A 23,312-nucleotide genomic window follows, 5' to 3' on the forward strand; every position below is an offset into this window, starting at 1 on the left:
TGGGGGCGCAGAGACAGGCCCTGCCGCCCGGTGTTTTTCACCCTTCAATATGGGCGATCCGGGGTACCAATATGCAGCCGGATGTGGTACAATTTCCAAACGAGACAGACGCCCACCGGGCGCAAAACAGGAGGAGACGAGAGATGCAGACCATCGGGATCATCGGCGCAATGGAAAAGGAGATCGCCCTCATTCGGGCCAACTTGAAAAACCTGCAGGAGGAGGTGGTGGCCGGCGGCACCTACCTCTCGGGCCAGCTGGGGAAACAGCAGGTGGTGCTGACTTGCAGCGGCATCGGCAAGGTCAACGCCGCCATCAGCGCCCAGATCCTCTGCGGGCGCTATCGGGTGGACGCCCTTCTCAACACCGGCATTGCCGGCAACCTGGCCGACGACCTGGGGCTGGGGGATGTGGTGGTGGCCGAGCAGGTGCTCTACCACGATTTTGACCCCTCCACCTTCGCCCAGTGCCACCCCTACACCCCGGTGCTCAAGGCTGACGGGGCGCTGGTGGAGCAGATCTGCCGCTGCCTCGACCAGATCGGCGGGGTGCGCTACAAGCGGGGCGTCGTCGCCACGGGGGACCAGTTTGTCAGCGACAGCGCCGTCAAGGCCGACATCATCGCCCGCACCGGCGCCGACTGCGCCGAGATGGAGGGGGCTGCCGTGGGCCACACCGCCGTCAAAAACGGGGTGCCCTTCGGGGTGATCCGGCTGCTGTCGGATACGGCCGACGACGAGGCCGAGAGCATTTACGAGGACTTTGCCGACCGCGCCGCCGAGTTGAGCGCCGAACTGCTGGTGCGGGTCATTCAGGAAATGGCGTAAAGGGAGGGGGCATTCCCCCCTCCCTTTTTCACTGGGGAAGCGGCGGCTTCTGACGATCATTTCCGCCTTGCCAAAATGCCGGTCTTGTTCTTTTGCCCACAACCTGTTAAAATTGAGGAAATAAGGGAAAAAGAGGCGAAAGGAGGGTCCCGCATGCCGCTGCAGGAAAAGCCAAAGGGATACCGCCGCTGGACGGGCACAGCCATCCTCCTCTGCCTCTGTTTTGTCGCGGGCAGCATCCTGTTCTTGGCGCAGATGGGACACCAGTACAACGACGAGAGCTTGCTCTACCTGGAAAATGCCGTCCGCCAGCACGAGACCGCCCTGGTCAAACAGGTGGACGGCGACTTTCAGACCCTGCACGGGGTCAGCGTCTTTGTGGCCGAACAGGACATCACCGACTTGGAGCAGCTGGCGCGGCTGGTGGGCGAGGTCAACGAGGGCAACGCCTTCACCTGCATGGGCTTTGCCACCGCCGAGGGGCGGCTGGAACTGATGGAGCTGGGCGGCCGCCGCTACCGAAATCTGGATGTTTCAAGGGAGGATTTCTTTGTCCGCGCCCTGGCGGGGGAGGACGTCATCTCCGCCGCCATCGACGACCCCTTCCGCGAGGGGGAATCGGTCCACTACTACGCCGTGCCGGTGCAGCGGGCCGACGGCCAGACGCTGGGCGTCCTCTGCGCGGTCAACAGCGTGGCGGTCATCCAGGAGATCCTCGACGCCCCCCTCCTGGACGGCAGCGGGTACACCGACCTGTACAGCAACACCGGCGCGGTGATCCTCGCCTCGTCGCGGGATGCCTCCGCGGCCCCGGCGGCGCTGGAGGAGCTGGATGGGGCGGCGTGGGGCGACCTGCAGACGGCGCTGGAGCAGCGGGAGAGCACCCACTTTCGCTATCTCGCCGGCGGGGTGGCCATGCTGGCGGTGTTGGAACCCGCGGGGATCGAGGACTGGTTCGTGCTGGCCTCCGTCCCCCTGCAGGCCCTGCGCCAGCGCTACCTGGCCACCTCGGTGGGGGCCGTCGCCATCATCGTCGCGGCCTGCGCCCTGTTTTTGCTGCTGCTGTTCCAGCAGCGGCGGATGATGAGCCGCAACCAGGCGGAGATCGAACGGCTGGCCTATGTGGACCCGCTGACCGGCGGGCGCAACTACAACAAGTTCCTCCTGGACGCCGAGGCCGCCCGCAGGGGGGACGGCCCCTTTGCCATGTGGTACTGCGACCTCAAAAAATTCAAATACTACAACGACGCCCTGGGCTACCAGATGGGCGACCAACTGCTGCGGCAGATGGACCGCCTCTTTCAGGAGGACGAGCGTCCGGGCGAGGTGTTCTGCCGGATGTAGGCGGACAACTTTGTGGGGCTGCGCCGCTACCGGGAGCGGCGGGAGCTGACCGACTGGTTCGACCGGCTGCTGCACGCCCTCCACCAGTCGGAGGACACCGCCGCCAACCTGACCTACATCGGGCTGTGCATGGGCTTTTGCTGTCTGGCGCCAGAGGACGGCGCCCTGACGGTCAACGAGCTGGTCAACCGGGCCAACATGGCCCAAAAGTCGATCAAGGGGGAGGCAGGCAGCGGCTGCGCCTTCTTCACCGAGTCGCTGCGCCGGCAAAACCTGCAGGAGGCGGCGCTGGAGGCAGAGGGCAAACAGGCCCTGCGCCTGGGGCAGTTCCAGCCCTATTTCCAGCCGAAGTTTGACATTCAGGGCGGGGAGCGCCTCTCCGGCGCAGAGGTGCTCTGCCGCTGGATCCACCCCGAGCGGGGAGTGATCCCCCCCTGTGAATTCATCCCCGCCTTTGAAAAGAGCGGGCTGATCGTCCAGCTGGACCGCTATATGTTCCGCCAGGCCTGCCAGTGGTACCGCCGCCACCTGGACGGGGGCGGGCGGCCGCTGAACCTGGCGGTCAACGTCTCCCGGGCGGGGCTCCTGCGGGAGGACTTTGTCGACTACTACGCAAAGACCAAGGAGGAATTTTCCCTGCCCGACGGCCAGCTGGAGCTGGAGGTCACCGAGAGCCTGGCCCTGGGGGGCGAGACCCTCTTTCTCCAACTGGTGCAGCAGTTGCACCAGCGGGGGTTCGTCTGCTCGCTGGACGATTTTGGGTCGGGCTACTCCTCCCTCAACCTGCTGAAAAACCTGCCCATCGACGTCCTCAAACTGGACATCCTCTTTTTCCACAAGAGCGTGGACAAAAACCGGGAGCGCATCGTGGTGCGCAACATCATTCAGATGGCCAGGGAGCTGCACATCCGCGTCATTGCCGAAGGGGTCGAGAGCATGGACAGCGTGGCCTTCCTGCGGGAGGCCGGCTGTGACACGGTGCAGGGCTTTGTCTTTGCCAAACCCATGCCCCTGGCGGATTTCGAGCGCCGGCTGGAGGGCGAGGGCTAGTCTGCCCCCCTTCTCTGCGCCGCAAAAAAAGAGGACTGGCAAAAGGTGCCTCCCGATAAGAAAACATCGTGGGGCAAGAGAGAAACGGTATAGCTTCGGCTATGCCGTTTTTCTCATTCTTGCCTTGATGAAGTGACTTTGGATACTTCCAGGGCCCCAATGCCCTTATAGTAGATGTCAATTTCCTGGGTACGGTTCTTGCCCTTCGAATCGCTGGCAGCATGGACAACAATCTTCTCGATAAACTCATGCAAGATACACGGAGTCAATTCGGGAATTTCCGTATACCGTTCGACAACGGAGAGAAACCTTTCCACATTGGCGCTTTTGCGTTCCTCCGCCTCGATTTCACCACGAAGGGTAGCCGCTACCTCTTGAAGCTGATGCTGCTCTTGCTCGTAGCCGACGGAGAGCTTTTGAAAACGCTCGTCAGAAAGTTTTCCAGAAATGGTATCTTCATAAAGACGCTTGAAGATGGTATCCAGTTCTGCGATCCGCTTTTCGGCATAGACCAATGTTTTCTGCCGTTTTGCCAAACCTCGGTTACGCTGGCGCATATCCGCATCCATGACCATCTTCACAAAATCGTCTTTGCGCTGTGATGCGAAGGAAACAATCTCGCGCAGATTTTGCAGAACTAATTCTTCCAGGATAACAGTTCGGATAGAATGTGTCTGCCCACATACATCACGGCTTTTCCGATAGCCGGAACACAGGTAATATTCCTGATCGCGCCGGAAATTGGTTGCCCTGCATTGGTACATGATGGAGCCGCAATCGGCACAGAACATCATGCCGGAGAACATTCCCATTTCTCCCATCTTTGTAGGGCGGCGCCGCGATTGCCTTGCGAGCCTTGCTGCATCGGCAATCGCCTCCGTCCAGATGGCTTCGTGGGTATTCTCAAAAATCTTCCATTCGCTTTCAGGATTGTGCAAGGTCTTTTTACTCTTGTAGGATTTTTTACGGGTTTTGAAATTAACTGTGTGCCCCAGGTATTCACGCCAGCGGTCCATGATGTCGGCAATCGTAGAAGAATCCCAAGCGTAAGGAGAACCTTTCTTTGTGACATTGGTTGTTCTGCCCTTGCTCGCATAGTAAGCAGCCGGAGTAAGAATTTTTCTTTCCGTCAGTTTTCTTGCAATCTGCGAGGGTCCCAAACCATCCATGATATAGAGACCAATTTCATAAACTACCTGGGCGGCTTCTTCATCCTTCACCCATTGCTTTTTGTCATCAGACGATTTCATGTATCCATACGGAGGCAAAACAGTCAAATGTTCTCCTGCATTGCCTTTCACTTTCATAACGGCACGGATTTTTTTGCTGGTGTCTTTGGCGTACCATTCATTGATGATATTGCGGAAGGGCGTAAACTCGTTGTCACCCTGAGTGCTGTCCACACCATCATTCACCGCAATAAAGTGAATATCATGTTCGGGAAACATGATTTCCGTATATATGCCGACTTGCAGATAATCACGTCCGAAACGTGACATATCCTTGATGATGACCCTCTTGACAAGGCCAGCCTCAATGTCTGCAATCATCTGCTGAAAGCCTGGGCGGTTGAAGGTCGTACCTGAGATGCCATCATCAACATAGAATTTGAAATTGCTGTATCCATGCTCACGGGCATATTTTTCCAGGATTTTTTTCTGGTTTACAATGCTATTGCTGTCACCCTGCAATTCATCATCACGGGATAAGCGACAATACAAAGCTGTAAGTTCTTCGGAGCTCATAGCCGTGTAAGGGAATTGAAGCGCGGCAGCGGTGTTTGACTGATAATACATAAATACCTCCTATCCGGCAGTCAAACACGATATTGAAGTCCAACTTCATTATACCGCGCTTTCTTTTCCCTGTCTGCCTGTTAGGAGGTTTTCAAGTCACAGTTTGTTTCTGAATATCGGCTTTTATCAGGTTCTCCAGTTTGGAGGCTATCGTCTGATTTCCCGTTTGAGGGAAAAAGGAATTGACGATAAAGGTCGTGTTGCCGATCTTCTTTTTGCTCCGCATAGGCGGGGCATATTTATTTTCAGATTGATTTTTCTGCATGATAAAGCCCCTTTCATGCCATTTCATTAAAGCTATAAAAGAGGCAGAAAACGGATGGCTGCTGGCCGCAGCTCCACGGGAATCTCACCCCGGCCCATGCTGATGGGTGTGCCGCGCAATGCTTTGAGGGCGTTCAACGCGGGAGTCTCATTATCCTGCCTGCGCGTCCTCGCCCACAGGCTGCCACACCTGTTTTGCGGCCTGATGTTTGTCGCTCTCCTGTTTGGTAGGGGTCCCGTCCTGCGGACTTGCAACAGGGTCATGGCGCACCGGCCGACCGGCTCAACGCAGACAGATCGTATCCGTCTGCCTTATACTGCGCCGGAGGCCTCCCGCCGGGCTTTCTTTGTCAAAGAACAATAAAGGCTTTGTCGGCCTGTAAAAACACATCGTTTCCGATATGCTTTTACGGAACGACAAATAGCCCATAACGGGAAGCATGGAAAGGGGACATGCTCCCCGCATGGGCTAAAAGATTATCCTACATGAAAAGCAAGGGTGCGGGTAATAAGGCGCACTTGCAGCCTGTTACGCATTTCCTCGTCCACATAGGAATAGGTATTGCCCGCGTCGTCTTTCAGCGTGCGGGTACAAAGTTTCGCTATGTAACCCTCGTAATGCTTCAAGATCGCGCACATGGCGGTTGTGTCGCCGTTTGCCGCTGCGGAAATGACAGGGAACGGCAACAGATTTTCAGATTTCCTAACGGTATTCATCATCTGCTTTTCCCTCCAAATACTGTTTGATTTTCGCAAGCGCGGATTTCCTGTGCCGGAAAACCGTCGTGCGTACAACATTCAGCAGTTCAGCAATTTCCGCGTCGCTCATGTCCAAGAAGTAGGACAAAAGGATAATGTCGCGTTTCCTTTCGGGCAAAGCGTTAAGGGCTTCGGCAAGCAGTTCATTTTTGACGAGTACATCAAAGCCGGACACTTGAAAACGGAAATAATCGCTTTTGTATTCGTCCGTTGTGAAAAGCTGCGCGAGTTCGCTTTCGCTCAAATCCGAAAAAGGTACTTCGCGTGCTGCGCGTTTCGCAAGAGTGCGGCGGTGGCTTTTCGCTTCGCCAACCAAAGTTTTCTTTGCTAATGCGTCGTACTGATGTTGTATTCTTTCCTTGTCGGAAGAAGATAGCTCCATAGAGTTCACCTCCTTCCCGCGTGGAGTAGAGGACGGGAGTTAAGGGCTTGTCCTCTCTGCCCCTTTCGCTCCGTACCCGTTCGGGAGATGGCTCTTGAGTGCGTTTTTCAGAAAAAAGTTGAAAAAAGCAAAATGCGCCCGTCCGCAAGACGCGGACGAGCGCAAAGGAAATGTAAGAAGTATTTAGATGTATTGACAGTTCATACTCATAGCCGGAATATCCCGCTTGCGGAGCATAGCTTTTTTTGACCGCAAAGCATTAGGCGGGTTACAGTAAATAAAAATGGACACGGCGATACCTCCCCGATACCGCCGTATCCTTAAAAAAGGGCGACTTTAATACACTACCCGCAATCCATTCTATAATAGGGAACAGCGGCTTTTGCGCAATATTAAATAAAAAAGCCGATAACACATAGGTTTTTTGACCTAATGCGTTATCGGCTCTGCGTCTATGCGTCTGGCACTTTTAATCATTTTTTTTTGAATTTATTATATGTGTTAGCTAACTGTCCACAAGCCGCGTTAATCTCTCTGCCATGAGAAACTCTCATAGTAACTTCAAGTCCTGCTTGCTCTAATTGATGTTTGAATGCAACTATTTCCCGTTTCTGTGGTGCTTTAATTCTTGAATTGCTTGTTGGGTTGTATTGTAACACGTTAATCATAACTTTTTTGCCCCGAAACCATTTTGCAAGTTGTCTTACATCTGAGGGCCGGTCATTTATACCCGGTAAAAGCAAATACGCAAAGACAATTTTGCGATTATGCCTTTCAGAATAGGATAAGGCTTGCTTAACAACATCTTCAATAGCATATATGCGCATGTGAGGAATAATACGATTTCTTGCAGATTGTGTTGCTGCGTGTAAAGATATTGTCAACTGAATTTTAAGATGTTCCTCGCGCAATTTTTTTAATTGATCGACCGGACCAACTGTTGATATGGTAATGCCGTCGGTTGGAAAGTTGAGCCCATATCTATCTCGGAGAATATGGATTGCTTTTATCAAGTTGTCATAATTGAATAAAGGCTCTCCCATACCCATAAAAACGATACGGTTTACTTTTCGACGCAACAATATAATCTGTTGTACGATTTCTGACGATGTTAGATTACGAACAAAGCCATTTCGCCCGGACTCACAAAAAATACAACCAACAGGACAACCGACTTGTGTGCTCACGCAAACAGTTCCACCATCTCGCCGCTTGATAAAAACCGTTTCAATGTATTTGTTGTCTTTCAGTTCGTAAACATACTTTTCAGTATCACTGCTTTTGCAAATATTTTTTACCAACATTGATAGATTTTTTTTGCGTGGTAATTGCTTATATAATTCTTCATATAAGGCTTTTGCTTCATTCTCGCCAATAACTTCCGACATTTCTTTGTAAGTAAATCCGTATGGATCATTCCGTACTTCCGCAGGCGTATATTTAGGTAAACGTTTCATTTTTATATCCTTTCTTCTAAATAATAAAAGTTTGTTTTTCTGTATTTTTGATTACAATCTCTAATTTTTCTACATCAATGATATGCGTCAATTTGCATTTAGGGCAGAAAAGAGGAAAATCCTTTTTTTCAATGCTTATCTAAGGTGCAGTTGATTATTGCGTATTGTCAATCTCTCTCAAACCGGGTAGTAAAAATACGGCAAGCGCAACGATGATAATGCCAATTCCGCAAATGACAAACCATTTCTCAACTCCCAGCCGCTCCGCCAGAGGCCCGGAAATGACAAGGCCAAACGGCATGGCGAGGGAAGCGGCGCTTGTCAGTAGAGAAAAAACTCTCCCCAGATATTCTGGTTTGACCGTTTCTTGAAAAATCGCATCTTGCACACCGTAAAATGGAGCGGAAATTCCCATAACAGTACAGCACACAACAAAGACAAGAAATGCGTCTGGCGGCAAAAGCCCGGAGAGCATATTGCTAACGCCCATCAGGAGAACGGAAAGACCGATGGTGTACCGCCGTTTCTTAAAACCGCCCCAAATGCTCAGAATGACTCCGCCAAGCAGCATACCAACCGCAAAAGCAATTTCAGCGGCAGAGGCATGGGCCGGTGTTCCTTTGAAGTATGACATACAGATGAGAGGAAAAAGCGTACTGATTGGCATATAAAAGAACATATAAATTACACCAATCCAGAGCAGAGCAAAGAGGCCCCTGTTTTGCTTTAATACCACATACCCCTCTTTCATATCCTGTAAAAACTGTTGTCTTTTCGTTTCTGGACATAGTTCAGGCGTTGGTATGGACGAAATCGCAACAGTCACACAGGCAAGGATTGCACCCACAATATCTAACAATATAATTGCATTAAGAGGCCAAACAGCATATAAAAACGCTGCGGCAGCTGGACTGATAATCGCACTTACTGCTTGCATGGTCTGCGTGTAACCAGCGCATTTTGTAAGTTCCTCTTTTGGCACAATCATAGGTGTTGCTGCGCTGAATGCTGGAGAATGAAAAGCAGTTCCCGCACTTCGGATTAACAGGACAACCATAATAGACCATACGGGCAATTCCATGTAAAACGCCACCAGCGCCAGAATACCGCCAGCGGCGGCAATTATCAAATCCGCACCAATCATTACGCTTTTACGGCTGTGCCGGTCAACAAAAGCACCTGCAAACGGGCCTAAACAGGCTTGCGGCAAAAATCCAATCAGTGTTGCCGCCGTCAATATGATTGCAGAATTAGTTTTCGCAACCAAATAAAAGATAATGGCCATTTGCAAAATACCGCTGCTAATAAAGGATATTGCTTGTCCGGCAAGAAGTGTAAAATAAGTTTTTCTCCATGAATTGTTGTTTTGGGTCATAATGCGAACCTCCTTTTTTATTGCATTGTTCCTTTGTTTCTGCAATAAAAAGCAGGCGTTGTCCCACAGAGAGGGCAGACGCCTGCATAACAACAAAGCACGAAAAAACACCACGATACAGTTCAAAGACTGCTCGTGTCAAACCTACGTGTTCCTTTGCATACGCACGCAAAAAAAGCCCACCATCATGTGGAAAGGTACTTCTACTTTTTATTGCTTATTAGCGTACACAAATTAACACACGTAAGCCTCCTTCCAATCTCAAACTGTCGCACAGTATAACACACATCCGATAGACTTGTCAACCATTTTTAACCTTGTTTTCCATCTTGTTTTTCCATCTCTTACGGGCAGTAGCAAAGCCAGGCGAGCCAGTCAACGGTCAAGATGAACGGCGCTTTCAGCGCCGCCGTTGACAGTCTCGCCCGTCTTTGCTAATGGGTAATCAAGGCGGGAAAGCCATTTTAGGGCTTTCCCGCCCATTTCAATTTTGGGAGAAGAAAGGCCCCAAAATGAACGAGTGCGGCCAAACACTTTTAGGGATTGGCCACCTTGTCCACCCATCCAGCGGGGCGGCGGGGAACGGTCAAGGCCGGGCGTCAGCCCATTCATTTCAGCCTTGACGGTTTCCTGCCGTCCTGCTACTTTTCCCGGAGTGTGGCCACACATCTGGTCACGGTGTCCAGAGCTTTGGGACTTTTTGTCCCATAGGCCGGGGGCGGAGGACGAGGGACGGGGGCTTTCATAATACGCCCTGTCTGCTGCTGAAATCAGCCCTTTGTTTCCGGCTTACCAGCCCCAAACAAAGCCCTGCTTTCCTGCCGCGTCAAATGCCCTTGCCCTCCCCGGCGGCAACGGTATTTTCAGGGCAACGCCGACAGAGCGTATAACACACTACACTTTGCTCCGCAAAGTCGTGTGCCAAATGGGGCGCTGCCCCCTTTGGAAACCCCCGCAACAAACAGGTGCTATGCACCCAGCCGGGAGCATAGCGCCGTTTGTTGTCAGCAGCCCGTTTCACGGTCTGCGTGTAGTTCCTTGTAAACTGACCTAATACGCATGCTATGCAACATAAACGCCGCCTCCTTTTACATAAATTTTATTTTATCAGAAAATCAGTCTACTGTCAATACACAACAGGAAGTATTTAACCTAATGATATGAATTGTGTGGACATATCCAAAAAGAAAGGTGAACTGTAAAATGTAACAGGGTGAATGAAAATGGCAAAAAGACCCGTACCATTGTACGACTTTAAGGCTTTCGGGGCAGCTATAAAAGCCGCGAGAAATGAATACGGCGAGAGCCGCAAAAAGGTAAGCGACGAGTTATATATTTCCCCGCGCTACCTTGCGAATATCGAGAACAAGGGACAACAGCCGAGTTTACAGGTATTCTATGACCTTGTAACCCGGTATCATATTTCGGTAGATCAATTTTTCTTCCCGAACAGCAATGCGGAGAAATCCACCGGGCGGCGGCAGCTTGACGCGCTGCTGGACGGTATGAGCGATAAAGGCATACGGATTGTAACCGCAACAGCAAGGGAGATAACGGAAGTCGAAAAAGCAGAGGATTAACCTCACAATATGAGAAATCGGGAGATTGCAGCGCATGGCGGCTGCAATCTTTTTTTGCGTCCAAAATCAAAGGAACGCGCAACAAATACCGCCTTTCGGTGGGGGTATGGAGTAGATAGCAAGCACAGCAAGCGAGTACCCGCTTGCGATTTTTGGCTTTAGGGAACCCTCCCCCTAAACCCGAAAAATGCTTGTTGGGAACATCCCAAACCCTGATACGAAAAGAGGCGAGATACCACGATGGCAAACCGAAAACGAAATATCCAGGTGAAGTTCTATGTGACCGCCGAGGAAAAGGAACTGATGGAACAAAAGATGGCCCAGCTCCAGACAAAGCGCATCGGCGCCTATCTGCGGAAGATGGCGATTGACGGATATATCATCTATGTGGACACCAGGGACATTAAGGAGATGAACAAGCTCCTGTCCGCCATTGGCCGGAACATTAACCAAATCGCCAAGCGGGTCAACGCCGGTGGCCCCACCTATCAGGCCGACATGGAGGAAATCCGGGAAAGGCTGGATCAGATATGGCAGTTACAAAGACGCATCCTATTAAGTCAACGCTGAAAGCGGCCATTGATTATATCTGCAATCCCGACAAGACGGACGGAAAGCTGCTGGTGTCCGCTTTTGGCTGCGCCGCCGAGACCGCCGACATTGAGTTTGGCTGGACACGCCGCCATGCTATCGACAAGGGCACTCACCTGGGGCGCCACCTGATCCAAGCCTTTGAGCCTGGAGAGGTGTCGCCAGAGGAAGCCCACCGGATCGGCATGGAACTGGCGCGGGAGGTCCTGGGCGGCAAATATGAATTTGTCCTCACCACCCACATTGACAAGGATCACGTCCATAATCACCTGATTTTCAATGCGGTCAGCTTCACCGACCACAAGCACTACCATTCCAACAAGCGCAGCTATCACGAGATACGCCGGGCCAGTGACCGGCTGTGCAAAGAACACGGCTTGTCCGTCATCGTCCCTGGCCGGGATAAGGGTAAGAGCTACATTGAGCATCAGGCCGCACAGAACGGCACCAGCTACAAGGCAAAGCTGAAAGCCGCCATCGACCGGCTGATCCCCGTATCCTCCAGCCTGGAAGATTTGCTTGCCCGGTTGCAGCGGGAAGGATACGAAATCAAGTGGGGAAAGTATATCTCCGCCAGGGCGCCGGACCAGGAGAGGTTTACCCGGCTCAAAACCCTGGGCGCCGATTACACGGAAGAAGCCGTTGTCTCCCGCATTGCCGGAGGCCTCCGCCCCTCCAGACAGCCCCAGCAGCGCAGCAGGAAGGTCAGCCTGCTCATTGACATTCAGAACAATATCAAGGCCCAGCAGAGCGCCGGATACCAGCGGTGGGCGACCATCGAGAATCTGAAACGTGCGGCCGCCACCATGAACTTTCTCACCGAACACGGCATCGGCAGCTATGAGGAATTGGTGGAACGGTGCGACGCCGTTGCCGCCGCCTCCATCCGTACCAGGGAGAGCCTGCGGGATACGGAACAGCGGATCGCCGACCTTGCCCTCCTGGGAAAGCAGCTTGACACTTATCGCAAGCTGAAACCTGTCTATGACCGATACAAGGCATCAAAGGACAAGGAAAAATTCCTGCGCGGCTTTGAGAGCGAGATTATCTTATTCGAGGCGGCAGCCAGGGAAATCAAAAAGGCCGGGCTCACCAAACTTCCTTCCTCCGAAAAGCTGAAAGCAGAATTGGACGGACTCTCCGCCCGCAAGACCGCCCTGCAAACGGAACTTCGGAAGATACGGCGGGAGGAAAAGGAGTATGACACCCTCCGCCAGAATGTGGACGCCCTACTGGAAAGGCCGAAGGAACAGGAACAGCAGCGGCAGCGGAGCAACGACTTGGAGTAACGGGGATTGGGCGCTTTTTACAGTCTTTGCAAAACCCCTGGGCGCATGGTTATCCGGCTGATATAATGGAACCAGGAATGGAGGTGCTGACTGTGACGAAATCCGAAGTAATCAAAGAGTTTTTCAAAAAGAGCGTGCTGCCCGTGGCGGTGGCGGCTTTGCTGTACTGCATTTTCAAATCCGCCTGCACAAAAGATGGAGTCACCGACTATGTATGGCTGTTCATCCTTTGCGGCCTGCCTTTTGGTATCCCACGGATGTTTGCCTGGATCGTGCCCGGCGGCTCTTTGGGAACCGCCCTTCCGTTGTTTCTGCTGAACTTTATTATTGGCGGAGTGATCGGCGGTTTCGTCCTGGTCTGGCGACTGCTGGTGGCTGCCTGGTATATTCCCTTGACCATCTATCGACTGTTCATAACAAGAGGGACTTCCTATATTCCAGAATAGCACTATGGAAATGTGGAAAACGGCCGCTTCACCGATGGAAAACAAATATTCACGGCTCGATGGAAAAGCTGTCAGCTTTCCCACAGCCCGCAAACATTGTTTCCCACAGCTCCGCCCCTTTGACCGTTTACACACATTCCCACAGCACCTACTACTGCTGCTGAAAATGAGCGCCATCACCGAAAGATGATGGCGCTCATTCTTTTTCTCCGTATCCTTCCCCAGCAAGATTTAGTATATTCTTTTTTTCTTTCTGCGCATAGCGCATGGTCTGATAAGCTCCGCCGCCTGTATGGTCCACATAGAATACAACGAGATCGCTTCGCTTCACCATCTGCCGGTTGCGAATTTGAAAAGCACCTTTCGGGTGACTGCTGGCCGCGCTGCCGCATATTTCGATTTCATCATAATAGGCTTCAAAGTTTTCCGTATTGTTGTGTAACTCCGCCGTGGGATATGGCAGTATCCAAATCAAGGAACTGTTGTCATCCCGTACAATCCGCTTCTGGCGTTTGACAGCGGAGGAAACGATCTGGTCAAAATCTCCGTCCCGTCCGACCAGGAACTCCACATACTCCTTTTCCAAAAGCAGCGCATGAACCAGCGCCTCCACACGATCCTCCGCCTCACGAAACTCCGGAATGATCCTGTGTCCAAAAAAACTAACGGTAAATATGTTCACGGTTCTATCTTCGCCATTTTCAAGCCAGCCTCTCCAACAAAGTAAATAATCTACTTCTCATTATATACAATCATTGACTTAAAGTAAATAATCCTCTAATTGGTTTCAATTATAATTTACCTGTTTTGTTGGTAGCATAATATCAGGAGGTGATATTATGCAAACGGAGTTTCCAGAACGCTATATCACTTTGGGCTTGAAGATCGCATATTACAGAAAAAAGGCGGGGATGACACAGGAGGTCCTTGCGGAGAGGATCGGGAAAAGTGTCAACTTCGTTGGTCAGGTAGAAGGAACAGGTACGGTTCGTGGCGTATCTCTTGAAACATTGTTCAAGATCGCCCAAGTGCTGAAAATCCCGCCCTCCAAGCTGTTAGAGGATGACTGATCGACTGCGACGCAGCCAGAACAAAAAAAGAATGGGAGCGCCAACCTCGGATAACTGCATCCGATGTTGACGCTCCCATTTTGCTTGATAAAAGGTGAAAATCCGGCGTTTTTCCTATGCAGAAACGCCCTGCCGCTCCACATGGGAAATCATACTGCCCCTACACGGAAAAGCCGTCACAGCCGGTTTCTTTGACTGTTTTGAACCCTAATTCCCGCACTTTTTGGAACGGAGGGAAAGATAGTGCGGACAGGACAACACCACCGCCCGGAAACTCTGCTTGCAGGGATGGACACAGCCCTTGCATAGCTTGTTATACTGGCGTCTGCCGTTCTCGCCCAGGAAGAACGCCCATTCCAGACGCCATTTCTTGCTCCGGCTCATAAGTCGCCCAGCTCCGGGGGCTTCTTCTGCGGGGCAGGCTTGTCCGGGCTTTTCCGTTCCGCGCACTCCCGTTTTGCGTCCTCCAGTCGCTCCCGGATGGAAGGCTTTTTCTCCGGCGTGGTCCTGCGCGCCTCGGTCTGGGCTTTCTCCAATTCCTCACCACGGCGGCCGTTGTTGATGATCCCGTCGATCATGCCGTAGTCATCCTCCAGGGTCATTTCCGCCGTGCGCAGCGGGTTTTCCGGCTCCACGGGAACGGATACGATCTGCCCGTTGATGCTGGCGAACAGCTCCGGCCGCTTGAATTGCTCGGTGTATTTCTGGATCATGTCCGGGGGCAGGGACGCAAAACTCTCCGGCCCCAGGCCCACCACCAAGAAGGTGCCTGCCACAATGTCGTAAATCTCCCCATGCTCGTCCCGGAGAGAGCGGTTCAGGTCCAGACCGATGAGCTTGCCCTCGTCGTTCAGCACCAGCCCCACCGGATCGTCAAAGGGATAGGAGGCGGCAATGTCGCCGCCCACCTCCGCTTGCAGCGCATGGAGGCCGGGGTCGATTTCCTTCACATAGGGTTCCTTCATGGGCTCCACCACCAGGACAGTCAACTTCTCCGGCGCGGTATGTTCGGGTGCGTCTCCGCTGGGGATGGCAAAGGCGCGGCTGCCGTTGGCCATGATGAGATACTTTCCGTCCTCGGACTCGTGGTGAAAACCGTATCCAGCCGCCTCCATCTGTTCCCGGCTCATATCCGTCACATGGAAGGTGCCCCTGGGAGTCCGCACCGTCTCGCCGGTCTCTCGGTCATCCGGGGTGGGCGCCGCTTGCTGCCCGTACAACTCCGCTTCATACTCCCGGTTTGCCTGCTCCGCAAAGGACAGCATCTCGTCCACATGGGACTGATCCGGGTTTTCAATGGCCTCCCGGATCACCTGCGGGTCCACATCCAAATATGCCTCGTAGCCCACAGCCTCCTTGAACTTCTCCAACTCGGAGGGAAGGTAGTCCTCCGGGGTCTGGCCCAACGCCTTCAGCTTTTCTTCCAGAGAGGCAATGCGGCAATCGGAAAGGTTCTCGTAGATTTCTTCCTTCGCCGCATGTTCCTCCGGGTGCTCGGCGGCATACTGCGGATCGTTCTGCCGGAAAAACTCGTCCATATCGTAGGCAAGGTCCATGGCCCATTCCGAAATTTCTTCTTCAGGGATGTCGTCCTGGAAGGTCATCACCCGGTATTCCTCCGGGATGCTGCCGCGCTCGCCATCGTAATACTCATGGAAACTGTCCCCGGTATCCCGCACATAGCCCAGGTCGGTGAACTGGCCGCTTTCCTCCAGGGCGATGTCCCGCCCGTAGGCCTCATAGTCGATGTAGTTGCGCAGATGCTCCGGCACCTGCATGGCGTCCAGTTCCTCGATGTAATACCGGCCCAGATCGTCGTGGTCGTGGATGTCGGGGTAAACGTCGTAGCAGTCCAGGTTCTCCGTCAGGTTGATAAGTTCCTGGATGCTGCCCGTGTGGTCGCCGATCTCCATAGCCGCCTGAAACCGCTCATATTCATCCTGGCTCATATCATCCAGTTTGGAGGCCAGGTAGTTCAGTTCATCCAGGTTGGCATACTCGCCCAGCAGGTCATAGAGGCCGTCCACATAGCAGTCGTAGTCCGTGATGAACCATTCCTCATAGGTCTGCCCAAATTCGTCCTTTGACCCAATCCCGATGCGCTCAAAGACTTTTTTCAGTTCCTCCGCCGTGGTGGGGAACTTCACCCATTCGCCCACAAGGGCGCCCTCGTTGTATTTGCCCAGGTTGGTGATGAAAGCGGCAAAGGGATAATCTTTGTCATAGTCATAATGGGGCATAGCGACACCTCCTTATCGCTCCGGCGCAGGCTTTTCCCGATGGGGCTGCGCCTTGCTCTGGTTGGCACATTCCTTCCGGCTCTGTTCCAGCCGTTCTTTGATGGAGGGCTTTTTCTCCGTCTGCCTCTCCTTAGGGCGCTCATGTTCCCACTCGTCGCCGGAGAGAGTGAGATAGCCTCGGCTCGTAAAGCAGCCCTGTTCCTCCTGCATGGCATGATTGCCGAAGGGAACGGGATCAATGGCGTCCAGCAGCTCCGGGGGCAGAAGGACGTCCAAATGCTGCGCCAGATAGCGCCAGCCCACATCCTCCACCTTGCTGATGTTGGGCTCCAGAATGAAATACTCGGTATTCGCGGGAAACTCCCGGAACTGCTCCAGGGTGGTCAGTCGGAAGGGAGACTCCTGGACAGCGGCCAGGAGGTCACGGTCCTCCGGGGAAAGTCCGGCAAGCGCCTGGGCCGCTGCCTCCAGTTCGCTTGCGTCACCACCTGCGGGGAGCAGCGGCTTCAAATGCTCCATGAAGTTGACCTCGGTTTTACTTTTTGCCATGCACACCATCCTTTCGTTTGGGAAACTCCAACTTGAAATTGACATACTTGCCGCCTGTATCGTCCAGGATCACCACGGCGTCATAGGTGGAACCTTTCTTCTCCGACCACATCCCCTTGACGGAAGTGCGGCCTTTTTTCAGAAGGTCGGCCGCCATCTTCCGGGTCATTTCCTTGCGGCGGCTGGTCCAGAAACGGTCATTCTTCCACATGACAAACTGGCAGGCCCGGTCCGAACAGGCGAAATTCTTCTTACCTTCATAGACCGGCTTGCCGCAGCGGGGGCAGAGGCCCACCGTCTCTTTCTCCGGCTGGAACAGCTTTTGCCCATCCTCGGAAATGTGGGAGTATTTCCGCACCAGCTCCGCCGCCATTGCCTCGATCCCGTCCATGAAGTCCTCCGGCGACGCCTGGCCCTTTGCCACCTCGTTCAACCGCTGCTCCCAATCCGCTGTGAGCTTGGGAGAGGTCAGCAGCTCTGGTAACACCGTGACCAGGTTGACGCCTGCCTTTGTAGGGATCAGGTTCTTGCCCTTGCGCTCCACGAACCCGCCGGACACCAGCTTTTCAATGATGGCCGCCCTGGTCGCCGGGGTGCCCAGGCCCTTGCGTTCTGCCTCGTCCGGCATATCTTCCTTGCCCGCATTCTCCATGGCCGACAGAAGGGTGTCCTCCGTGTAGGGCTTGGGGGGCGAAGTGAAGTGCTCGGTGACGGAGGCGGAGACCGGCTCAAAGACCTGCCCCTCGGTCAAGGCGGGAAGAACACCCTCGGCATCTTCATCCTCCGGCTTCTCCTTCAGGGAGGAACGGAACACCTCCTGGATGGCGCGCCAGCCCTGGGAAAGCACCTGCTTTCCTTTTGCCGTGAAGGTATGTCCGCCGCAATCAAAGGTGGCCGTGACCGCCTCATACACGAAAGGCTCCGCCGCCGCACACAGCAGCTTGCAGCAGACCAGCAGAAGGATATTGCGCTCACCCACAGGCAGCCCCGGAACGTTCGCTTTCTCCAGTTCCAGCGTCGGCAGGATCGCGTGATGGTCAGATACCTCCTTGTCGTTCACCAGCGCCAGAACATCGGGGAAAAACTCCGGGCAGGCATCGAAGGGCGTCACCCGTGCTGCCAGATGCAGAACCACGGAGGCGGTCTCCGCCATGTCGCCGGTCAGATACCGGCTGTCCGTGCGGGGATAGGTCAGCAGCTTCTTTTCATAGAGCGATTGGGCGTAGTCCAGGGTTTGCTTGGCCGTGTAACCGAACACCCGGTTCGCCTCCCGCTGCAAGGTGGTCAGGTCGTACAGTTTGGGCGGTTTCTCCGTCTTTTTCTCCCGCACCAGGGATACACACACGGCCCGCTGCCCGTCACAGGCATCCCGGATGGCCTGGGCGTCCTCCGGGGAAACAATGCGGTCGCTGACCGCCTCGGCCCCCTCCAGCGCCAGCCGCACATGATGGTATTTCTCCTTGCGGAACAGGACGATCTTACTGTCCCGGTCGGCCAGCATCGCCAGGGTGGGCGTCTGCACCCGCCCAATATTTAACGTTCGATGATACAACACCGAAAAGAGCCGTGAGGCATTGATACCAATAAGCCAGTCCGCCTTTTGGCGGCAAAGCGCCGATTGATACAGCGGGTCATAGTCCGCGCCGGGGTGCAGGTCGGCAAAGCCCTCCCGGATTGCCGCATCCTCCATCGAAGAAATCCAGAGACGGGAGAAAGGCTTGGAACATCCGGCAGCCTCATAGACCAGCCGGAAGATCAGCTCACCCTCGCGCCCCGCGTCGCAGGCGTTGACCAGCTCGGTAACATTGGGGCGCTCCATCAGGGAACAGAGAATGTGGAACTGGGCAGCCTTTTCCTCGGACACCACATAGCGGAAGGGGGTGGGCAGGATGGGAAGGTCCTCATACCGCCACTTCTTGTAGCGGTCATCGTAGGTGGCCGCATCCGCCAGCCCCACCAGATGCCCGATGCACCAGGAAATCAGCCAGCCGCCGCCTTCAAAATAGCCATCGGCCCTGGATGTGACACCCAGGGCCGACGCGATGCTCTTTGCTACACTCGGTTTTTCGCAGATCACCAATTTGCTCAATTCTGGTCCTCCTGTTTTTCCTGTTCAGGAATGTCCTCGTTTTCGTATTCCTCGTCCTCGAACTCATAGTCGTCCGGATCGGCGCTGACCTTTGCGCCCTGCTTGGGCTTGATGAACTTAATGTAGGCAAAGGCTCCGCCGCCGCCCAGGGCCGCCAGCAGCAGGATCAGCACCAGGGCGCCGCCGCTGCCGGACTCCTTCTCCGGTTCCGGTTCAGGCTCCGGCTCCACCTCCGGCGCTTTCCCGGCGCACTCGCTCATGTTTACCGCGCAGACCGGACAGGCGGTATTCACCGCACCGGCCTGGCATTTCTCGGCGCAGGTACAAGCAGCGGGCTTTTCCTCCGTCTGTCCATCTTCCATCAACGCCATCAGGTCGGCTTCATCCACCTGGTTCAGGAAGTGAACGGCGGTCTCCTTGTCCTCGTTGGCCCGGTCGATCAGGATGTAAAAATAGTTTCCCGCTTTTGTGGTCACGGTAATAAGCTGTTTGTCGCCGTAATAATCGTCCACCAGCGTAGCATTGCCCTCCGGGGTAAGGGGCTGGCCCTCCGGCTCCATGCCCCCGGTGGCGGGTTCCTCGGTGGGTTCCGGCGTCGTCTCGGCGGGCTCCCCCGTGTAGTAGTCGCCATCCCCACCGCCCGCAAAGGCGGTGACGGAGAAGGCGGTCATGCACAGGACCACCACCGTTAGGGACGCCAGAAGTCGGAAAACTCTGTTACGCTTCATCTTCGCCATCCTCCATTCCTTCCACATCCGCGTCGTCAGGGTCCGCCGCTGCCTCCGCCTCCATCATCCCATCGGGCAAGGTGATAAGGCCACTGGCGTAGGCCTTCAGGAAGGCGGTCAGCTCCTTGTTGTCCATGCGCACCGCCTTGACCATGCGGACGATCTCCAGGTTTTCTTCCTCGGTGAGCTGCGCCTCCAGTTCCCGAAGGCGCTTCTGCTGGGCGGAGATCTTCTCCTTCGTTTTTTCAATGTCTTTGCGGATTTTCTCAACCGTTGCCATGTGTGCAAAACTCCTTTCCAAATCGTTCTCTCCAGGAATAGTTCCGCCCCAGGCCCTTGACCGTTTTCAGGTTTTTCCGGGCGTTGTCCTCCAGCGCCAGGGCGCGGCGGAACAAATCGGGATGCTGCTCCCGCAGGGCGGTGATCTCGTCGGGTTTCATGCTGGGGCAGAAAAAACAGGACGATTTTCCCGGCTGGGGCAGCCCTGCCGCCTCAATCTGCCGGATGCAATCGTCCCGCGTCCATCCCCATTCCATCAGGGGATACCACTTGCTGTATTTTCGGTCGGCCAGGTCGCCCAGCAGAACCTTGTCGCTGCGGTAGCCCTCGCCCGCGTCGTAACCGATGAACTTGACCACCCGTTTGCCCGCCGCCCACGCCTTTTGACACGGCGGGTAATGGTTGCAGAACTTTTCCTGCGGCCCGATCTTGTGTTTCAGGGAACACCGCTTGAAGCCGTAGGCAATGGACGGTAGGCTGCAACTTTGCAGACATTCATCCTCCAGCGTCAGCCGTTTCCCGTCACGGGTGGTCTTATACACTCTGGTAATAGGCGGCATCCCGTGGTCCTTCAGCCAGTCATCCATCACATCCAGATAGGCGTAGGTGTGGGGATGCTCCGCCCCCGTATCCGCAAAGAGGATCAGGTCCACCGGGATACGGTGCTGGTGCAGCCCGATCAAAAGGGCGGTGCTGTTGGCGCCGCCCCCATAGGAAACCATATTGATGCTTCATCACCTCCATCAGTTGTACGGCGGTCTGCCGTATGCGTAGAAATGGGACTGCCAGTAGCTTGTATTCAGGTTGGAATACTGGATGGGGTCGCCGCAATGCAGCATCATCCCGTCGCCTACATAAATGCCCACATGGGACACGCCGCTGGTATCATAGGTCCCCACGAAGAACACCAGATCGCCGGGCTGGGGATCGGATACCGGGGTGGAAATGTTGTAGAGCCCCTGGGCGCCCAACCGCCCGGTATTGCACAGGCCGCTGTTGGTCAGCACATAGCTGACGAAGCCGCTGCAATCAAAAGAGGTGCTGGGGCTGCTGCCGCCCCACACATAGGGATAGCCCAGATATTTTTCCGCCTCGGTAATGAGGGTGTTGAATCGCTCGTCCGTCAGGTATTCAGCGGGAATCTCCCAGGCGGTGGGAGGGTTGTCGATGTACTTGTTCACATACCTGGAGGACGGGAACAGATCGGGGCGGTTGCCCAGGGTGGACATATAGGTGGCATACAAGGAAAGCTGTTCCTCGCCCATCATATAGACCGGCACATGGGAGAGGTCGAAGTTCTCCAGCGTGACGGTGCAGATGGTCCAGGTATAGGGCACCCGAACCGTATAGGTGTTGCCCTCGCTGTCCGTCCTTGTTTCCGTCCGATAGCGGGTCTCCGTGGTCACGGTTTCGGTGAGAATGTATTGCTTGTCAAAGAGGGTTTGAAGGTCGCCCTGTACCTGGTCAATGGTGAACACCCCTTCATGGAGTGCCGACAGAATGGAGATCAGCACATAGGGGTCATGCTCGATTTCGTCCAGGTCGAAGTGATACTCGTCATAGTTGTGGGTGGCCTCGTAGGTATCCAGGTATTCCCGCAATTCATCCTCTTTGGCGCAGTAGGCTTCTTCCGCCGCCAGCATATCGGAATCCTCGGACAGATAGGAGGACGCCATGATATTGGACACCCCGCCGCCGAACATGGAGGAACAGGATTGCAGGGAGCCCAGCAGCATCACCAGCAGAAGGCCGATGCCGCCCACGATCAGCGCACCCTTCCAATGCCGTTTCAGGAAAAGGGCGGTGCGCTTGGACTCCTGGGCGGTTTTCTTGGCCGCCTTTGCCGTGGCCTCCGCTGTTTTCCCGGCCTGGGCGGTTTTGCCCGCCGCCCGGTATGCCGCCGCATATTGCTTTTGCAGCTTCCGTTTCTGCCACAGGCGGGAGATGGGATTGGATGCAAGCTGGGGGTTCTCCGCCACGGCTTTCCGATAGTAGAAATCCGCATTGGCCTTGACCGCCGCCTGTTCCGCTTTTGCTGCGTCCCGCCAGGGTTTCAGCTTGCGTTCCGCCCGCCAGTTCTGGACACGGCGGTTTCCGTAGCCCACAGCCTTCTCAAAGCTGCGTTCCCCCAGGTGGCCCGACTGGACGCCGGAATTTTCCTGCTCCACCTCCCGGACCTTGCCGTGGATGGCGGCGCCCGCCTCCTGGATGGGGCGGGACAGCGGATTGGTATGCTGGGGGGATGGCGGTTTGGACGGAACAGCAGCCTTTGCCGCGTCCATCCGGTCCGCCGCCTTGTCCGATTTGCGGATGGCCCCTTGCAGCTCCGGCTTGGCATGGTCTGCCTCGGAAAACTGCAATCGGGAGGATGGGCGGCTCGCTGCCGCCTCGCCCTCCCGATAGGCCCTGCGCTGTTTCCGGCGCTTCTTTTTGGCTGCTGCCTGTTCCCGGTGCAGTTCCGCACGGTCCACCGCTTTTCCAGCGGCGCCCGCCGCGTCGCCGGATGTGGAATAGTCCTGCTCCGGCTCCCGGTGGTCGGGATAGGTAGTTTCGCCCGTGACCAGATTGACGGATACTGCCCCGTCACGGGTCATCTTCTGCGCCTCCTTTTCGGGGGCTTTCCATTCTTTCAAGGTGCGTCACCTCCTGTTCCATAGGGGCAGATGTTGACACACGCCCCGGTTTCGATCATGGCGATGTACTGGAAAATGGGATAGGCCTGGGGCGGGCAGACCGCGTTCCCCAGGGTTTTCAGCCGCAGCGCCCGGTTGTCCGTGTCCTCGGTCATGCGGGGGACTCCTTCGGGCTCGGCACGCCATAGGATGCGTCCGTCCATTTCAGGGGGAATCCCATAAGCCATTCCACCCAGTCCGGGTTCAGCGCCGCTTTCTCGGAACGGGGCTGCTCCTGCCGGATCACCTGGGCCGACAGGTTGGAGGACGGGGATTTGTCCCGGAAGGCCGCCGGTTTCAAAGTGGAGCGGTAGCCCTCCGACGCCGCCGGGGTCAGGTAGAACACCGCCGCCGACAGGGACAGGCTCCAAATCGACCCATCCTTGTTCCGCTTGCGGAATATCCCGTTGTCCGACAGGAACACATCCAGGTTGGCAGCGTCCCGCCCCGTGGATTTGTCGGAGGCAAGGGGTGTGGGAAACATCAGCCGCGACGATAAAAGTTCGCTGGCGCTCATGCCATGCG

Annotated in this window: 25 protein-coding genes; 8 read left to right on the forward strand and 17 right to left on the reverse strand. The window is 54.9% G+C overall.

The genetic code is table 11. The features are described from left to right. The first annotated feature begins 143 nt into the window (after positions 1-143). From BN3266_RS06375 to BN3266_RS13535, 3 genes are all read left to right on the forward strand, one after another. Entirely contained in the window at positions 144-827 is a 684-nt protein-coding gene (locus tag BN3266_RS06375) for a 5'-methylthioadenosine/adenosylhomocysteine nucleosidase (protein WP_059004483.1), read from the forward strand. Positions 828-980: 153 nt separating this feature from the next. Further along, entirely contained in the window at positions 981-2,171 is a 1,191-nt protein-coding gene (locus BN3266_RS13530; RefSeq protein WP_059004484.1) for a sensor domain-containing diguanylate cyclase, read from the forward strand. 12 nt (positions 2,172-2,183) lie between these two features. Beyond that, entirely contained in the window at positions 2,184-3,221 is a 1,038-nt protein-coding gene (locus tag BN3266_RS13535; protein ID WP_059004485.1) for a putative bifunctional diguanylate cyclase/phosphodiesterase, read from the forward strand. Between the two features lie 113 nt (positions 3,222-3,334). Here the strand turns inward: BN3266_RS13535 and BN3266_RS06390 are convergent, their stop codons facing one another. The 7 genes from BN3266_RS06390 to BN3266_RS06410 form a co-directional block, all read right to left on the reverse strand. Continuing rightward, positions 3,335-5,017 carry a recombinase family protein gene (locus tag BN3266_RS06390; RefSeq protein ID WP_021858595.1) on the reverse strand — a complete coding sequence of 561 codons (1,683 nt, stop codon included), beginning with the start codon at positions 5,015-5,017 and terminating at the stop codon, positions 3,335-3,337. Between the two features lie 91 nt (positions 5,018-5,108). Next, complete coding sequence (locus BN3266_RS13540) at positions 5,109-5,282, reverse strand: transposon-encoded TnpW family protein (protein WP_021858596.1); 174 nt, start codon at positions 5,280-5,282, stop codon at positions 5,109-5,111. Between the two features lie 476 nt (positions 5,283-5,758). Continuing rightward, positions 5,759-6,001, reverse strand: coding sequence for a helix-turn-helix domain-containing protein (locus BN3266_RS06400; RefSeq protein WP_002604473.1), 243 nt, complete (start codon positions 5,999-6,001; stop codon positions 5,759-5,761). After that, positions 5,985-6,422 (reverse strand): sigma-70 family RNA polymerase sigma factor, encoded by a 438-nt coding sequence (locus BN3266_RS06405; RefSeq protein WP_003502131.1) that lies wholly within the window; start codon positions 6,420-6,422, stop codon positions 5,985-5,987. The genes BN3266_RS06400 and BN3266_RS06405 overlap by 17 nt, the downstream gene beginning before the upstream one ends. Before the next feature lie 473 nt (positions 6,423-6,895). Further along, positions 6,896-7,879, reverse strand: a complete 984-nt coding sequence (gene rlmN, locus BN3266_RS13200; RefSeq protein ID WP_002584956.1) for a 23S rRNA (adenine(2503)-C(2))-methyltransferase RlmN — start codon at positions 7,877-7,879, stop codon at positions 6,896-6,898. A 16-nt stretch (positions 7,880-7,895) separates the two neighbouring features. Beyond that, positions 7,896-8,018, reverse strand: coding sequence for a cysteine-rich KTR domain-containing protein (locus tag BN3266_RS13205; RefSeq protein ID WP_154669005.1), 123 nt, complete (start codon positions 8,016-8,018; stop codon positions 7,896-7,898). A gap of 15 nt (positions 8,019-8,033) precedes the next feature. Next, positions 8,034-9,254, reverse strand: coding sequence for an MFS transporter (locus tag BN3266_RS06410; protein WP_002575857.1), 1,221 nt, complete (start codon positions 9,252-9,254; stop codon positions 8,034-8,036). A 1,223-nt stretch (positions 9,255-10,477) separates the two neighbouring features. On the opposite strand from BN3266_RS06410, the gene BN3266_RS06415 reads away from it, so the two are divergent. The 4 genes from BN3266_RS06415 (at position 10,478) to BN3266_RS06430 (ending at position 13,160) form a co-directional block, all read left to right on the forward strand. Next, the gene (locus BN3266_RS06415) at positions 10,478-10,834 is read left to right on the forward strand and encodes a helix-turn-helix transcriptional regulator (RefSeq protein ID WP_002584957.1); all 357 of its coding nucleotides are present in this window, start codon (positions 10,478-10,480) and stop codon (positions 10,832-10,834) included. Between the two features lie 240 nt (positions 10,835-11,074). Then, entirely contained in the window at positions 11,075-11,404 is a 330-nt protein-coding gene (locus BN3266_RS06420) for a plasmid mobilization protein (RefSeq protein WP_059004583.1), read from the forward strand. Next, complete coding sequence (locus tag BN3266_RS06425) at positions 11,365-12,714, forward strand: relaxase/mobilization nuclease domain-containing protein (protein ID WP_059004486.1); 1,350 nt, start codon at positions 11,365-11,367, stop codon at positions 12,712-12,714. Before BN3266_RS06420 ends, BN3266_RS06425 begins: the two co-directional genes overlap by 40 nt. A 92-nt stretch (positions 12,715-12,806) precedes the next feature. Next, positions 12,807-13,160 (forward strand): DUF6050 family protein, encoded by a 354-nt coding sequence (locus BN3266_RS06430; protein ID WP_059004584.1) that lies wholly within the window; start codon positions 12,807-12,809, stop codon positions 13,158-13,160. 196 nt (positions 13,161-13,356) lie between these two features. On the opposite strand, the gene BN3266_RS06435 is transcribed toward BN3266_RS06430, so the two are convergent. After that, positions 13,357-13,773, reverse strand: coding sequence for a hypothetical protein (locus BN3266_RS06435; RefSeq protein WP_438819061.1), 417 nt, complete (start codon positions 13,771-13,773; stop codon positions 13,357-13,359). A 226-nt stretch (positions 13,774-13,999) separates the two neighbouring features. Between BN3266_RS06435 and BN3266_RS06440 the strand changes: the two genes are divergently transcribed. Continuing rightward, on the forward strand, positions 14,000-14,230 hold the full coding sequence (locus BN3266_RS06440; RefSeq protein WP_059004488.1) for a helix-turn-helix domain-containing protein: 231 nt from the start codon (positions 14,000-14,002) through the stop codon (positions 14,228-14,230). Positions 14,231-14,610: 380 nt separating this feature from the next. Here the strand turns inward: BN3266_RS06440 and BN3266_RS06445 are convergent, their stop codons facing one another. Genes BN3266_RS06445 through BN3266_RS14570 form a run of 9 tightly spaced genes read right to left on the reverse strand, consistent with a single transcriptional unit; the run spans position 14,611 to position 23,211 of the window. Beyond that, positions 14,611-16,470: an antirestriction protein ArdA gene (locus BN3266_RS06445; RefSeq protein WP_059004489.1), complete on the reverse strand. Its 1,860-nt coding sequence runs from the start codon at positions 16,468-16,470 to the stop codon at positions 14,611-14,613. A 12-nt stretch (positions 16,471-16,482) separates the two neighbouring features. Further along, positions 16,483-17,019 carry a hypothetical protein gene (locus BN3266_RS06450; RefSeq protein ID WP_059004490.1) on the reverse strand — a complete coding sequence of 179 codons (537 nt, stop codon included), beginning with the start codon at positions 17,017-17,019 and terminating at the stop codon, positions 16,483-16,485. Next, positions 17,006-19,108 (reverse strand): DNA topoisomerase 3, encoded by a 2,103-nt coding sequence (locus BN3266_RS06455; RefSeq protein ID WP_059004491.1) that lies wholly within the window; start codon positions 19,106-19,108, stop codon positions 17,006-17,008. Before BN3266_RS06455 ends, BN3266_RS06450 begins: the two co-directional genes overlap by 14 nt. After that, entirely contained in the window at positions 19,105-19,836 is a 732-nt protein-coding gene (locus tag BN3266_RS06460; RefSeq protein WP_059004585.1) for a DUF4366 domain-containing protein, read from the reverse strand. Before BN3266_RS06460 ends, BN3266_RS06455 begins: the two co-directional genes overlap by 4 nt. After that, positions 19,826-20,116: a DUF4315 family protein gene (locus BN3266_RS06465; RefSeq protein WP_059004492.1), complete on the reverse strand. Its 291-nt coding sequence runs from the start codon at positions 20,114-20,116 to the stop codon at positions 19,826-19,828. Before BN3266_RS06465 ends, BN3266_RS06460 begins: the two co-directional genes overlap by 11 nt. After that, positions 20,103-20,843, reverse strand: a complete 741-nt coding sequence (locus tag BN3266_RS06470; protein ID WP_059004493.1) for an adenine nucleotide alpha hydrolase family protein — start codon at positions 20,841-20,843, stop codon at positions 20,103-20,105. The genes BN3266_RS06465 and BN3266_RS06470 overlap by 14 nt, the downstream gene beginning before the upstream one ends. Before the next feature lie 15 nt (positions 20,844-20,858). Continuing rightward, positions 20,859-22,748, reverse strand: coding sequence for a C40 family peptidase (locus tag BN3266_RS06475; RefSeq protein WP_059004494.1), 1,890 nt, complete (start codon positions 22,746-22,748; stop codon positions 20,859-20,861). After that, positions 22,745-22,903 (reverse strand): hypothetical protein, encoded by a 159-nt coding sequence (locus BN3266_RS14565; RefSeq protein WP_243423658.1) that lies wholly within the window; start codon positions 22,901-22,903, stop codon positions 22,745-22,747. The genes BN3266_RS06475 and BN3266_RS14565 overlap by 4 nt, the downstream gene beginning before the upstream one ends. Beyond that, on the reverse strand, positions 22,900-23,211 hold the full coding sequence (locus BN3266_RS14570) for a hypothetical protein (protein ID WP_438819063.1): 312 nt from the start codon (positions 23,209-23,211) through the stop codon (positions 22,900-22,902). Before BN3266_RS14570 ends, BN3266_RS14565 begins: the two co-directional genes overlap by 4 nt. Positions 23,212-23,312: the final 101 nt, after the last annotated feature.

The organism is Bittarella massiliensis (ex Durand et al. 2017) (genome assembly GCF_001486165.1).
GTDB lineage: Bacteria > Bacillota > Clostridia > Oscillospirales > Ruminococcaceae > Bittarella > Bittarella massiliensis.